Origin of the sequence: Halorarum salinum (assembly GCF_013402875.1) — an archaeon.
Taxonomy (GTDB): Archaea; Halobacteriota; Halobacteria; order Halobacteriales; family Haloferacaceae; genus Halorarum; species Halorarum salinum.
In genome coordinates this window covers 3,428,765-3,441,620 of sequence record NZ_CP058579.1, presented here as the reverse complement: position 1 = coordinate 3,441,620, position 12,856 = coordinate 3,428,765, and the positions used below count along the sequence as shown (strand labels likewise).

Annotated in this window: 12 protein-coding genes; 5 read left to right on the top strand and 7 right to left on the bottom strand. The window is 66.8% G+C overall.

Going from position 1 to position 12,856, the window contains the following annotated elements:
* Window positions 1-111: 111 nt before the first annotated feature.
* The gene (locus HUG12_RS17425) at window positions 112-534 is read right to left on the bottom strand and encodes a GNAT family N-acetyltransferase (RefSeq protein ID WP_179269998.1); all 423 of its coding nucleotides are present in this window, start codon (window positions 532-534) and stop codon (window positions 112-114) included.
* Between the two features lie 87 nt (window positions 535-621).
* Entirely contained in the window at window positions 622-1,980 is a 1,359-nt protein-coding gene (locus tag HUG12_RS17420) for an ABC transporter substrate-binding protein (RefSeq protein ID WP_179269997.1), read from the bottom strand.
* A 142-nt stretch (window positions 1,981-2,122) separates the two neighbouring features.
* Between HUG12_RS17420 and HUG12_RS17415 the strand changes: the two genes are divergently transcribed.
* The 3 genes from HUG12_RS17415 (at window position 2,123) to HUG12_RS17405 (ending at window position 5,596) form a co-directional block, all read left to right on the top strand.
* The gene (locus HUG12_RS17415; RefSeq protein ID WP_179269996.1) at window positions 2,123-3,373 is read left to right on the top strand and encodes a Zn-dependent hydrolase; all 1,251 of its coding nucleotides are present in this window, start codon (window positions 2,123-2,125) and stop codon (window positions 3,371-3,373) included.
* A complete protein-coding gene (locus HUG12_RS17410; RefSeq protein WP_179269995.1) occupies window positions 3,370-3,870 on the top strand; it encodes an Lrp/AsnC family transcriptional regulator in 501 nt (166 codons plus the stop codon). The genes HUG12_RS17415 and HUG12_RS17410 overlap by 4 nt, the downstream gene beginning before the upstream one ends.
* Before the next feature lie 352 nt (window positions 3,871-4,222).
* Window positions 4,223-5,596, top strand: a complete 1,374-nt coding sequence (locus tag HUG12_RS17405; protein ID WP_179269994.1) for an aspartate aminotransferase family protein — start codon at window positions 4,223-4,225, stop codon at window positions 5,594-5,596.
* 27 nt (window positions 5,597-5,623) lie between these two features.
* Here HUG12_RS17405 and HUG12_RS17400 read toward each other — a convergent pair whose 3' ends face one another.
* On the bottom strand, window positions 5,624-6,634 hold the full coding sequence (locus tag HUG12_RS17400) for a dipeptide epimerase (protein ID WP_179270682.1): 1,011 nt from the start codon (window positions 6,632-6,634) through the stop codon (window positions 5,624-5,626).
* Window positions 6,635-6,747: 113 nt separating this feature from the next.
* The gene (locus HUG12_RS17395; protein WP_179269993.1) at window positions 6,748-7,791 is read right to left on the bottom strand and encodes a DUF1611 domain-containing protein; all 1,044 of its coding nucleotides are present in this window, start codon (window positions 7,789-7,791) and stop codon (window positions 6,748-6,750) included.
* A gap of 89 nt (window positions 7,792-7,880) precedes the next feature.
* Here HUG12_RS17395 and HUG12_RS17390 point away from each other — a divergent pair, with 89 nt between their 5' ends.
* Window positions 7,881-9,098, top strand: a complete 1,218-nt coding sequence (locus HUG12_RS17390; RefSeq protein ID WP_179269992.1) for a YkvI family membrane protein — start codon at window positions 7,881-7,883, stop codon at window positions 9,096-9,098.
* Between the two features lie 55 nt (window positions 9,099-9,153).
* On the opposite strand, the gene HUG12_RS17385 is transcribed toward HUG12_RS17390, so the two are convergent.
* Both HUG12_RS17385 and HUG12_RS17380 read right to left on the bottom strand, forming a co-directional pair.
* Window positions 9,154-9,603 carry a hypothetical protein gene (locus tag HUG12_RS17385; protein ID WP_179269991.1) on the bottom strand — a complete coding sequence of 150 codons (450 nt, stop codon included), beginning with the start codon at window positions 9,601-9,603 and terminating at the stop codon, window positions 9,154-9,156.
* A complete protein-coding gene (locus tag HUG12_RS17380; protein ID WP_179269990.1) occupies window positions 9,600-10,118 on the bottom strand; it encodes a winged helix-turn-helix domain-containing protein in 519 nt (172 codons plus the stop codon). The genes HUG12_RS17385 and HUG12_RS17380 overlap by 4 nt, the downstream gene beginning before the upstream one ends.
* A 484-nt stretch (window positions 10,119-10,602) precedes the next feature.
* On the opposite strand from HUG12_RS17380, the gene HUG12_RS17375 reads away from it, so the two are divergent.
* On the top strand, window positions 10,603-11,331 hold the full coding sequence (locus HUG12_RS17375) for a helix-turn-helix domain-containing protein (protein ID WP_179269989.1): 729 nt from the start codon (window positions 10,603-10,605) through the stop codon (window positions 11,329-11,331).
* A gap of 754 nt (window positions 11,332-12,085) precedes the next feature.
* Here the strand turns inward: HUG12_RS17375 and aglF are convergent.
* The gene (aglF, locus tag HUG12_RS17370; RefSeq protein WP_179269988.1) at window positions 12,086-12,823 is read right to left on the bottom strand and encodes a UTP--glucose-1-phosphate uridylyltransferase AglF; all 738 of its coding nucleotides are present in this window, start codon (window positions 12,821-12,823) and stop codon (window positions 12,086-12,088) included.
* Window positions 12,824-12,856: the final 33 nt, after the last annotated feature.

The window sequence follows — 12,856 nt, the reverse complement described above, 5'->3', positions numbered from 1 at the left end:
CCTCCACGTCGGCGTTCCCCGCCGTCTCGACTCGTGGGACGGTGGCGTGGGGCCGATTCGCGGCGACCGACCGACCGTCCCGAGCGCGCTGTACTCAGTCGTTCGCTGGTCTCACTGGAGGTCATGCTTGAACGAGTAGCAGTACTTCTCGTATCCCATCTCCTCGTAGAATCGGTGGGCGTCCTCGCGCCACAGCCCCGACTCGAGTTCGACGGCCTCACAGCCCCGGTCCCTGGCCCACTCGTGAACGTGCTCCAGCAGCCGTTTCCCGTGTCCCTCCGACCGCCGGTCGGCCGTCGTGACGAGGTCGTACACGTAGGCGTGCCCGCCGAGGTAGAAGTTCGTCGAGAGCGTGACGCCGGCGACCGCGATCGGTTCGCCGTCGTCGTAGGCGGCGAAGAGCCGGTACCCCTCATCGGCCATCTCCGCGTACAGGCGTTCGAACTGCTCCTCGTCGAGGTGCGAGCGGAGCTCGGCGAGCACGGGGAACGCGGCCGCGCGCTCGGCGGCCGTCTCGACTTCCCGGACGGTCATGGGTCCGCCGCGATGGCCGCGTTCGATCGGGATCCGGACGGGTCCCCCCGGGTCGCGACCGGGTGCGGGTGAACGCTGCCGGCCACGTCAGTACACGCTCCCGTCGATCTCGGTCGTCGCGACCTCCCCCGGCCAGACGAGGTTGAGTTCGCCGCTCAGCACCTGGTAGCCGAGCGCGGGCTGGGTATCGGTGCTTCCCCAGGCCGCGGCGTGGTTTTCCTGGAAGTCGATGTGGCCGGTGCCGCCGGGGATCGGGTCGTGGGAGATGACGGTCTCCTCCCAGTCGCTCACGCTCGCGGACCGGAAGGCGTCCAGGCCGTCGAACGACCGGACGTACTCGGCGATGATCTTGACGTTCTGGTAGGAGAGCGCGGCGCTCCCGGTCATGTCGGCGTCGTACTCGTCGTCCCACGCCGAGAGCACGCCCTGCTCCTCGAGCAACGGGTCGACACGGCCGGCGTTGAGCAGCGTCATCGCCCCGTCGGCCGCGTCCCCCGCGGTTTCGCGCGCGTCGGCGATGGTGAGCCCGTAGTTGTGGAAGAAGTGCGTCCCCTGGAACCCCGTCTCCGCGAACTGCCTCGCCAGGTTGCCGGCGCCCGAGGAGGAGGTCTGGACCGCCCAGACGACGTCGGGGTCGTTCTCCTCGATCCGGGCCAGAAGCGAGGTGAAGTCGGTCTCGTCGAGGCCCACCTCGTCCTGCGAGACGACCTCCCAGCCGATCTCGGCCATCTCCTCCTGCATGAGGTCCATGATCGAGAGCCCGTAGGAGGTGTCCTCGCCGATCAGCGCGATGGTCTGATCCTCGTAGGGGAAGTAGCCGACCTCGTCCTCCTGGAACCGGGAGATCAGCTGGCGCCAGCCGACCGCGTACGCCTGGGAGGGGGGCGTCGTCTTGAAGACGTTCCACAGCTCCTGCTCGTTTATCTTGTCGACGATGTCGCTCGAGACCGGTTCGTCGAGGACGTGGGGCGTCTCGTTCTGCGAGGTCACCTCGACGGTCGCCAGCGCGACGTCGCTGTGGAACCCGCCGCCGACCGCGTCGACGTTCTCCTGTGAGATGAGCCGGTTCACCTCGTTCCGGCCCGCCGACGGCTCCGACTCGGAGTCCCCGAAGACGAGTTCGACGTCCTCGCCGTGGACCCCGCCGCCGTCGTTGATCAGGTCGCGGGAGAGCTCGGCGGCCATCCGCTTCTGCTCGCCGATGTTCGACGCCGGCCCGGACAGGGGCTGGACGATCCCGATGGAGAGGCCGCCGTTCCCTCCTCCTCCCCCGCCGAGGTCGATACAGCCGGCGAGCGCCCCCAGCGAGACGCTCGCGCCGGCCGCCCGCACGAACCGCCGACGGCTCGTGGCCGCTGCCCCGCTCCCGGTGGGGGCCCCGTCGTGTCCCGGCGACGCCTCGTCGCTCCCCGGGGGTGATGCGTGGTGAATGGTTTCCTCTACCATGGGAAGGCCAATTGATAGCGCACGGATATAGTTAACGGGAAAGCTGGCTGCTGTCCGATTTGAAAATAAAGTTAGGAACGGAGTCTGACTTTCCTGAAGAATATTGAACAAGGTATATGTGCGGCGGTTCACATGGGGTCACATGGGACTCATCGACCCCGACAGGTTCCGCGAGTCGTTCGAGCGCTACTCCTCGATCGGCGCGACCGACCGCGAGGGGCTCCACCGGCTGGCGCTCTCGGAGGCGGACGGCCGCGTCCGCGACGAGTTCGTCGCCGACCTGGAGGAGCTTGGGCTCTCCGTGCGCGTCGACGAACTCGGCAACGTCTTCGGGCGGCGACCGGGAACGGAGGACCTCGCGCCGGTGCTGATCGGCTCGCACCTCGACTCCCAGCCGAAGGGCGGCCGCTACGACGGCCAACTCGGCGTGCTCTCGGCGCTCGAGACGCTCCGGACGTTCGAGGACGAGGGCGTCGAGACGGAGCGGCCGATCGAGATCGTCAACTGGACGAACGAGGAGGGGTCCCGGTTCAAACCGGCTCTGACGGGGAGCGGCGCGTACGTGGGCGCCCACGACGTCGAGACCGTCCTCGCGGAGACCGACGAGAACGGGACCACCGTCGAGGAGGCGCTGGAGGAGATCGGCTATCGCGGGACCGAACCCGTGGGCCCGGACGAGGTCCCCGACTCCGCGCTCGAACTGCACGTCGAACAGGGTCCCGCGCTCGAGGAGGCGGACCGGCGGATCGGCGTCGTCGAGGGGGTGCTCGGGATGGTCTGGCTCGAGGCGACGGTCCGCGGGGACGCCGACCACGCGGGGCCCTCGCCGATGCACACGCGCTCGGACGCGCTGGTGGCCGCCGCGGACGTCGTGACCGCGGTCCGGCGCATGGCCGGACGGCTGGACGACGACGTCGTCACGACCGTCGGGGAGCTGACGGTCGAGCCGAACTCGGTGAATGTGATCCCCGCGGAGGCGACGTTCACCGTGGACGTCCGGTCGTACGACGACGAGGTGGTGGCGGGCGCCGTCGACCGGGTCGAGGAGGAACTCCGGGCGGCCTGCGGGCGCGAGGGGACCGAGTTCGAGCTGTCGGAGCTGTGGCGCATCCCCCGCACGGAGTTCGCCCCGCGGGTCGCCGACGCCGTCGAGGCCGCCGCGGCCGGGAGCGACAGCCCCGCGATGCGGATGACGAGCGGCGCCGGCCACGACGCGTCCTATCTCGCGGAGCTGACCGACGCGGGGATGATCTTCGTCCCGAGCGTCGACGGGCGGACGCACAACGAGCGGGAGTTCACCGAGTGGGAGGACGCGGTCGCGGGCGCCGAGGTGTTCGCCCGGACGACGCGCCGGCTCGCGGGAACAGGCGACGGCGAGGGGGGTCGACGGTGAGCCTCGACGACCGGGACCTCGAGATACTGAAGACCATCGCCGACATCGGGGAGGCCAGCCCCAAACGCCTCGCCGACGAGACGGACACGCCGAAGTCCACCGTCCACTACCGGCTGCAGAACCTCCGGGAGGACGGCGTCATCGAGAACGACCTGTTCGAGGTCGATCCGAAGTCCCTCGGCCTCTCGGTCACTGTCATCTCGGAGGTGATGGCCGAGTACGAGGAGGGGTACCACGAGACCGTCGGCTCGCAGCTGGCCGCGATCGACGGCGTCTCGGGCGTCTACTTCACGATGGGCGATACGGACTTCATCGTCACCGCCCACCTCCCCAACAGCTCGTTCGTCCAGGACCTCGTCGAGTCGTACGAGGCCGTCGACGGCGTCGAACGGACCAGCTCGAAATTCGTCATCTCGACGATCAAGGAGGAGCCGAACCCGCTCCGGAACTACGACATCGAGACCCTGAAGCAGCTCGACCTCTCGCCGGACCCCTGACCTCGGGGACGCGGTCCCGGATCCCGATCACGCGGCTCCCGCCAGCGGACGCGGACCCGCCTGCGGTGCTCGACTTCGATCGCCCTCACCCCCTCTTTCTCGAAGTGCCGCGTTCGCCGACGCCACCGATGGTGATCCACGCCGCGTTCCCGGGTACGGCACGCTCGAGGAGGGACCGCCGAGCTACCCGCGGGGCTCTCGCCGGGCGCTCGCCGGCCGTCGCCGCGGGGCCGTCGGCGACCGGACCGTACGACGTCTACTTCGAAGAGAAATATTCGAACCCTGTTCGACTTCTGAAGCCAAGCTAGGACTCGGGGCAAGATATTTGGTCCCGAGGTCCATGCGGGAACCAATGACGGGCCCACCGATCCACGACGTTCACTTCGCCCAGGAACCACGGATGACGACCGACGTCCCCGGTCCGGAGTCCCGGAAACTCCTCGAGCGGCAGCGGGAGATCGACAGCAGCGCGGTCGCGTACCCCCGGTCTGTCCCCATCGCGCTCGACGAGGCGAGGGGCGCGACGGTGAAGGACATCGACGGGAACGTCTACCTCGACTTCTTCGCGGGCATCGGCGTGCTCAACGTCGGCCACTCGAACCCGTACGTCGTCGAGGGGGTCAACGAACAGACCGAGCGGCTGGTCCACACGATCGACTTCCCGACCGAGACACGCCTCGAACTCATCGAGAAGCTGAACGAGATCGCGCCGGGCGACCTGACGGACAACAACCGGGTCATCTTCGGCGGGCCGTGCGGGAGCGACGCCATCGAAGGCTCGATCAAGCTCGCGAAGTACAACACCGGCGGCCACGGCCTCATCTCGTTCAAAGGTGCCTACCACGGGTCGACGTCGGGCGCGCTTTCGCTGACGAGCGGCCGCAAGTACAAGAAGGACTACACCCCGCTGCTCGCGGACGTCGTCCACGTTCCCTACCCGTATCCGCTCCGGAGCGAGGACTCCGAGGCGACGTCCCGGCGCGTACTCGAGGAGGTTCGAAAGACACTCGAGGACCCGTACGGTGGGATGACCAACCCGGCTGGGATCTGGGTCGAGCCGATCCAGGGGGAGGGCGGGGTCGTCGTCCCCCCGGAGGGGTTCCTCCCCGGACTGAAGGAGCTCGCCGAGGCGAACGACGTCCCGCTCGTCGTCGACGAGATCCAGTCGGGGTTCGGGCGGACCGGGAAGTGGTTCGCCTCCGAGTGGTCCGACGTGACCCCCGACGCCATGCCGATGGCGAAGGGGCTGGGCGGTGCCGGGTTGCCGCTCGGGGCGCTCATGTACGACGAGGACCTCGACACCTGGGGGCCGGGCGGTCACATCGGGACGTTCCGCGGGAACGTCCCGGCCATGCGCGGCGGCATCCGGGCCATCGAGTACATCCAGTCGCACGACCTGCTCTCGCACGCGACCGACCTTGGCGAACACATCCGCGGGCGGCTTCGTGAGGCCGCCGAAGATTCCCCGTTCGTGGCCGAGGTGCGCGGACGGGGGCTGTTCATCGGCGTCGAGTTCGTCGACGGGAACGGTGCGCTGGACTCAGATGCAGTCGAGTGGATCCAGCAGTACTGTTACGACCGGGGCGTGCTCGTCTGGAACGCCGGCCGGGAGAAGAACGTGCTCAGGCTGCTGCCGCCGCTCGTGATGACCGAGGAGCAGGCCGACAACGGGCTCGACGTCATCACCGACGGCATCAGCCAGCACGCGGCCGAGGCTTCCCAGTAGGCCAGTTCCTCGGCGGTCACGGCACGACTACGTTCTCGGAACGACGCCATGACCGGGCCCGTCGATCTCCACGATTGGCCCGTATTCCACGTCGACGACGTCCTCGGCGAGCAGCAAGTTCCCGTCGAGGTCGACGTACGAGAACGCGCCCGACCCGGCGACGAGGTGTGCGCTCGCGTGAATACCCACGGCCGACTCGAGCATGCAGCCGACCATTAGCTCCAGGTTGGCGGCCTCCGCGATGGCGACGATCTCGGCGGCAGCGAGGGGGCCGGACTTGCCGAGTTTGACGTTGATCACGTCCGCGGCGTCCGCATGCACGACCGACAGCGCGTCCCCCGGGGTGAATACCGCCTCGTCGGCCGCGACCGGGACGGCGACAGCGTCGCGGACCCGCGCGAGTCCGGCTACGTCGTCAGCCCGCACCGGCTGTTCGAGGAGCGCGAGGTCGACGTCCCGATCGCGGACCGCGCGGGCGAACCGGACCGATTCAGCGACCGTCCACCCCTGGTTGGCGTCCACCTTCAGTTCGGCCTCCGGCGCCGCCTCGGCCACGGCGGCGACCCGCTCCACGTCGGCGTCCACCGCCCCGCCCGTCTTCACCTTCAGGTGGGTGAACCCGGCCTCTGTGGCTTCGGCGGCCGCTTCACCTGCTGCCTCCGGGGGGACGATAGGGATAGTGAGGTCGGTTTCGACCGGCTCAGGGGGCCCGCCGAACAGTTCCGACATCGGGACGTCCCTCGCCCGGCAGTAGGCGTCGAGCAGCGCGGTCTCAACGGCGAACGAGGCCGAGACCATCCCCGGGACAGTCGAGCGCACCGCGTCCACGAGTCGGTGGTACTCGGCCACCGATTCCCCTTCGAGAAGTTCCGCGGCCGCACGGGCCGACGCCAGCGCCGCCTCCTGCGTCTCACCCGTCACGGGTGGGATGGGCGATCCCTCGCCCCAGCCGACCGTTCCCGCTTCGGTCTCCACGCGAACGATGACGTTTCGCGCGCGGTGCTGGGTGCCGAGCGCGATCTCGAACGGCTCGTCCATCCGGAGGTCGAGCGGTTCCACGTCGACGGTGACGATGCGGTCCCCCGCTGCCGTCGCGTCCTTCCCCGTGGATTCGTCCGCAGCGGCTTCATCCTCGACGGCGTCGTCCCCGGTCACAGCGCCTCCCTGACCGCCGCCAGCAACTCGGCCGGCCCGTCCTCGTAGTAGACGTTCGCCGTCGGGAGGTCGTGTCGGTCGCTCTCCGTCGCCGGGTCGCCCCAGGTCGAGAGCGCGGCGACGCGGGCCTCGGAGAGTCGCTCGACGAGGTCGCGCTCCGTCCCGACGCCCCGGATGGGGAACTGTTCGAAGTGGGTACGACTGTCCCGGTCGGGGTCGTCGACGAGAACCACTGCGTCCGGCCAGGCGCCGTGCAGCAGCGCGAGTGTTACGCTCGAGTAGGCCCGGTGGGTGAGCGCCCCCTGCCCCTCGACGAAGACGAGGTCGTGGTCGGCACCGACCGCGGCGACGTCGTCCTCGACGACGCCGGCCGCGAAGTCGGCGGGGACGCGGTCGACGACGGTCCCCCGGTGGGCGCCGACCATGATGCCGGTCTGGCCGGTCGCGACCCACCCCGCGTCGAACCCCTCTCGCTTGGCGGCCCGGTACAGTTCGAACGTCGTCGTGCGCTTGCCGACCGCGCAGTCGGTACCGACCGTGAGCACCACGTCGGCGTTGACCTCGTCGACCCGACCGTCCGCGACCCTGAGGTCGTCCTCGGCCGGGGGTTTGCGCACGTCGAACAGCCGGACTCCGCACTCTTCGGCCAGTTCGACCCAGTCCTCGCGCTCGCTCAGGAAGACGTGGAGCCCGGAGACGACGTCACAGCCCGCGCGCATCGCCTCCCGGATGTCGTCGACCCACTCCTCGGGGAGCGCGCCGCCGGCGGGCGCGACGCCGATCACGAGCGCCTCCGCCTCGGGGGCCCGCTCGAGGGCGTCCGCCATCGAATCGACGACCGGCACGTCGGCCACGTCGGCCCGGCCGAGCACGTCCGCGGCCGATCGACCGGCTTGCTCGGAGTCGACGACGGCCCCCACGTCGAACAGTTCGCTGTGCATCACGACGCCGTTGGCCGTCTTGCCCGCCGTCTCGCCGAACGCGCCCTCCGCGAGGACGACGGCCGGCGTCGGCGGGTCGAACGCGCCCCGTAGGTCCATGAGGGGTGTTGGTCGCGTGCCGGCCAAAGTCCCACCCCCTCTCATGAGAGGGGGTGGTTATTACCGCCTTCATCGGGAGACGATAACACATGTCACGAAACGAAGGAGGGGACGGGGTACGCGACCAGCGCACAATCAGCATCTTCGCCCGCCTGTTGCAGGGGCGGTTCGGGTCGATCGTCCTCCCGGCGATCATTCTGCAGTCGCTGCTGATCGGCGGCGGCTACGCGAGCGGCCGCGAGGTCGTCACCTACGGCGCGAAGTTCGGTTCGGCCGGACTGCTCGCGGTCGCGGCGATCTTCCTCGGGTTCACCGTGATGTCCATCCTCGTGTTCGACCTCTCCCGGACGTTCGGGACGTACGACTACAAGAGCTACATGCGCGAGATCATCTGGAAGGGGTGGCCGCTGTTCGACCTCCTGTTCGTGGTGATGGCGACCGTCGTCATCGCGGTGATGGCCTCGGCCGCGGGGGAGATCATGCAACAGACGCTCGGCGTCCCCTACCTGGCGGGCATCGTCGCGATCATCGCCGTCGTCGGCGTGCTCACCTACTTCGGGGCGAGCCTCATCGAGCGGTTCAAGACCGCCGGGACGGGCTTTCTCTACCTCGCGTACGTCGTCTTCGGCGTTCTCGTCCTCTCGGCCGTCTGGGGCGACGTGACGACCGTCATGGCGAACGGAAACACCGCCTACGTCGACGACGCGAGCACGGGCGCGGTGCTCGAGTCGGGCGTCCTCTACGTCGGCTACAACCTGGCGATCTTCCCGGCGGTGTTCTTCGCGCTCCATAGGCAGGAGACCCGCAAGGAGACGGTCGTCTCGGGCGTGCTCGCCGGCCTCATGATGACGCTCCCGTTCCTGCTCACCTACCTCTGTCTGATGGGCTTTTATCCGAACGAGTCGGTGATGGGCGCGGAGGTGCCGTGGCTGCCCATGCTGAGTTCGGTCGGCGGCCCGCTGCTGATCGGCTTCTACGGCGTCGTCATCGGGTGGACGCTCGTCGAGACGGCGGTCGGGGCGATCCACGCCATCATCCACCGCGTCGACGCCGACCTGGAGGAGATCGACGCCGGACGCTTCGAGAAAGTCGACGGGCTCACGCCGCTCCAGAGCGGCGCCATCGGCGTGGGCATCCTGGTCGTCGCGACGCTGCTCTCGCAGTTCGGCATCATCGCGCTCGTCGCGCAGGGATACACCATCATGGCGTACTTCTTCATCGCGCTGTTCGCGATCCCCACCCTGACCGTCGGGCTCATTCGGCTGGTCGACCCCGAGTGGAAGCGGGAGTTCTGGAGTCGAGCGTAGGTCGAAGGGCTCCGTTACACCGCTTTCGTGTTCAGTCGTTTCACGCTCCCCCGGTTCAGGGAGGATTCGAAGCACTGTTGAGTCGATTTCGATCCTCGTTCTCGTAGGCAACACGCCACATTTTGTGAACTGCACGCGTGACGAGTGAGACTTCTCGAACGTGGATACTGGACGGTTCGGCGTCGACAGTTCGAGCGTCCGGTGGTGGATGGAAGTGCCGGTCGGGAGAATGGGTGTTGGGATGTCGATCGAATCGCCAGTTGACGTCCGTGCTGTCGACGTAGTGGAAGGAGTAGTTATCCAGTGTACTCCACTGGATGTCGAACCGCGCCGAGTCGGCATCGCCGAGTCCGTCAGTCAGTTCGATTCGGAGTTCCGTGGGGTGAACAGGATCGTCGTAGCCCGTTTCCGCGACCTCTGGTTCGAGATCCAGCCAGAGCGTCCGAACGCGTTGAAGTGCGGGAAGGTAGATTGTTCCGAACTCGCCGGAGCGGTCGGTGCTCACGCTGTGAGCTGCTCGCTAGCCTCGTCGTAGGCGAGGGCCGCCTGCGCGACTGCGAGGTTCTGCCGTGTCGTCTTCCACGCTGTGACGTCTTCCCACTCCTCAGTCGCTTCGGTAGGTAATTGCCGTGCCAGCTCTTCGGGCGAGAGTGCATCGTACTCTGCTTCGTATTCCCGAATCCCTGCTTTCATTCGTCTGATGCCGTCGAGAATCTCGTCTCGGGTGGCCTCGTTTCGGAGCTCACGGATTCGTGTCATCAGCACGCGATCGTCGTCACGCCGGTAGAGTGTAGTGCGGCCGTCCTGTTCGGTGGCCGCGAACCCGGTCGAGACGAGGGCGTCCAGATGGCGGCGAGCGGTTGGTTCGCTCATGAGCGCGCGCTCGGCGATCTCGGCGGCAGACTGTCCGGTATGAGTCTGTTCGAGGACCTCGTAGATGCGCTCGAATGGCGTCGTCTCGGCCTTCCACTCCTCGGTTACGCGTTCGTTGATGTCTGTCCAGTTGGTGTCGTCGGTCATCAGCGTCAGTACGCCGCCGAGAAACAAATAATTTCCTGAAAAAACTATCCGTGCTTCCTCGGTGCCATCCCCGAATCTGCGAGTTCGCAGAACTGGAAGACGATTGTGGCGGATGAACGAGTACACAGTCAGCAGGAACCGTTTGCCGGGCACGAGATCCAACAGGCGTCCACCCTCAGCGGCCACTCATTGTGCTCGCTCACGATACACGCACGATTCTATAGCTCAGCACCCTACCAGTGGTATTTGCTGACAGATACCTCCGGAGCCACAGATACGTCCGCAGCCAACGCATGCACTCGAGTTTCTATTCTCTCCTTCAAAGTGACATCGTCCAACTGCACGGATTTCGGCATTCGGGGCGACTGAGAGGCGAGGCGCGCGCCACGATTTTCGCACCCATGCGACCAACACCGCTACACACCCATGTCGACCGGGGCAGGATCGGCAAAACGTTTTATCAGTGTGTTACTAACTGACATACATGGCCGAATCGTCGCTGGATCGGGCGGGCGAGGAGACGTGTCTCCGCCTCGTCCTCGACATCTGGCACCCCGACTGCTGGACGCTCGAGGTCACCGAGCGGACCGAGGGGAGCCTGCTCGGCCACGGCGTGTACGATGTGGACAGGCTCGCCATCGGCCGGTTTACGGCGTTCGGCGACACGACCGCAGCGGTGTCCGAACTGGTCGACGGGATCGAAGCCTCGCCGCTGACGTCGTCCGTGCGGGTGGTTCCGGACCGACGGCCCTCGCCGGTCTGGGAGCAGGGTAACCTCGCGCCGGGCAACGCCAGTTGCGGGCTGCTGGTGACGTACGAACCGACGCGGAGCATCGCGTCCCCGCTGGTCTCGCGGGGGCTGATTCCGGACGCACCGGTGCGCATTCGCGACGGCCGGGAGCGGTGGGCGGTGCTGTCCGACGAGCTGCGCGAGACCGTCTTCAACCGACTCGAGGAGGTTCGCGAGGAGGCCGATGCTGCGGTGGAGGTGGTGCGGATCACCGCGCCCGACGCGGGGCCGACGCCCCTGTTCCCGGAGGACCCCCTGTCGGACCGCCAGCGGGAAGTGTTCGAGTTAGCTCGGGGTCGGGGGTACTACGGGTGGCCGCGCGGGGTTTCCGCGGCCGAGTTGGCGTGTGAACTGGACGTCTCGAAGGCGACTGTGCTGGAGCATTTGCGGAAGGCGGAGGCGAAGTTGCTGGATTCGGGGTGAGGGTTCAGGGCGGGCTCGTCTCGTAGGGGCCTCCATCTCCACGCTGTCGGGCAGTGATCGGTACTTGGAAGTCTCTCTCACCACGGATTCTGGTAGGTCTCTTGGTTCCAAAGTCGGTTCGGTGGTGTGAGAGTCGGGCAGACGCTATCTCGTGTCGTTAGTGAGTCTCGGTCATCGTCCATGGCGACCATCTCGGTCTGCAAGGTACCTTGGGGTCGTCGTTCGTGGGGGAGTTAGGAATTGCAGTTGGGGGTACACGGTTCAGGTCGAGCTGACGAATTGGTCGGAATCGTCGGGGGGCGCTCTCTCAGACGATACGCCAATTCTCTCGAACCCGTTTCCATTCGAAGCGACTCACAGCCGGATTTCCAAACACGGTCGCTTGCTGGTGGTTTTGAAACTAAGATATCCGTTTTCTCCGGGCGCGTTCAGTGACCAGAACGATAACTGTCCCGCATGTCCCCCCTGAGGGCCGACGAACCGGTTGAGCGTGACTCCACGCGCGTCGACTGAATCTTCCTACCTGACTCATCACAGTTGAGGCTGTGTTCCTTGCGGGAGTTGGCCCGACTCTGGACGACCCTCCGAGCGTTCTCACACCCCAAGAGCGAATCTCGTGTATACGGAGCGAGTCAAACCGTGTTTGGAAGGATCGAGGCTGGGTGTCGGTCGAGCCGTGGCTTACGAGGACTCATTCTCAGTGACAAAGTAGGTCTGGTCTGTTATCGAGCGTCGAGAGTCCACCGTCCTCGACCTATGCGTCCGCTTCAACATCCTCGACCTTCCCTGAGAGGCGCCGCTCGGCCTCGTCCCTATCCTCGGGGTAGCCGATGTCCATGCGCCAACCGTCGAGTGGGATGGCGTCGATGGTGCGCCCGCTCTCGATGAGCAGGCCGACCGCGTCCGAGATCTCGTACTCGTTCCGGTTGGAGGGCTGGACGAGGTGGCAGGCGTGGAAGATGGCGGGCGTGAACGTGTAGAAGCCGGTCATGACGAGGTTGGAGGGCGGGTCCTCGGGCTTCTCGACGACGTCGACGATCTCGCCGTACTTGTTGGTGTCACAGACGCCGTATCGTGAGGCCTCGTCCCACGGGACCTCCTCGACGAGGAACGCCGCGTCCGCGCGGTCCTCCTGCTGGCGCTGGACGACGTCGGCGAGGTTCGCCTGGAAGACGTTGTCGCCGAGGATGAGCATGAAGTCGTCGTCGATGTGCTCCTCGACGGTGAGGAGGGCGTGGGCGAGGCCCTTCTGCTCGCGCTGGTGGGCGTACGTGATTGGGACGCCCTCGTACTCGTCGCCGTAGTGTTCGATGATGTTCTGCTTCTTGTAGCCGACGACGACGATGAGTTCGGTGGCCCCGAGGTCGACGAGTTCGTCGAAGCAGTGGGTGAGGATGGGTTGGCCGGCGACTTCGACCATCCCCTTCGGTTTGTCGTCTGTTAGGGGGCGGAGTCGCGTGCCCTTCCCCGCGGCGAGGACAACAGCTTGCATGGTTCGTGAGACTTGACTGGGGAGGTAAATACT

What these genes read in the sequence shown, in the direction of transcription:
- HUG12_RS17420 (WP_179269997.1), bottom strand. Translation starts at nt 1,980, where the DNA reads ATGGTAGAGGAAACCATTCACCACGCATCACCCCCGGGGAGCGACGAG.
- HUG12_RS17375 (WP_179269989.1), top strand. Translation starts at nt 10,603, where the DNA reads ATGGCCGAATCGTCGCTGGATCGGGCGGGCGAGGAGACGTGTCTCCGC.
- HUG12_RS17415 (WP_179269996.1), top strand. Translation starts at nt 2,123, where the DNA reads ATGGGACTCATCGACCCCGACAGGTTCCGCGAGTCGTTCGAGCGCTAC.
- aglF (WP_179269988.1), bottom strand. Translation starts at nt 12,823, where the DNA reads ATGCAAGCTGTTGTCCTCGCCGCGGGGAAGGGCACGCGACTCCGCCCC.
- HUG12_RS17405 (WP_179269994.1), top strand. Translation starts at nt 4,223, where the DNA reads ATGACGGGCCCACCGATCCACGACGTTCACTTCGCCCAGGAACCACGG.
- HUG12_RS17390 (WP_179269992.1), top strand. Translation starts at nt 7,881, where the DNA reads ATGTCACGAAACGAAGGAGGGGACGGGGTACGCGACCAGCGCACAATC.
- HUG12_RS17425 (WP_179269998.1), bottom strand. Translation starts at nt 534, where the DNA reads ATGACCGTCCGGGAAGTCGAGACGGCCGCCGAGCGCGCGGCCGCGTTC.
- HUG12_RS17380 (WP_179269990.1), bottom strand. Translation starts at nt 10,118, where the DNA reads ATGACCGACGACACCAACTGGACAGACATCAACGAACGCGTAACCGAG.
- HUG12_RS17400 (WP_179270682.1), bottom strand. Translation starts at nt 6,634, where the DNA reads ATGGACGAGCCGTTCGAGATCGCGCTCGGCACCCAGCACCGCGCGCGA.
- HUG12_RS17395 (WP_179269993.1), bottom strand. Translation starts at nt 7,791, where the DNA reads ATGGACCTACGGGGCGCGTTCGACCCGCCGACGCCGGCCGTCGTCCTC.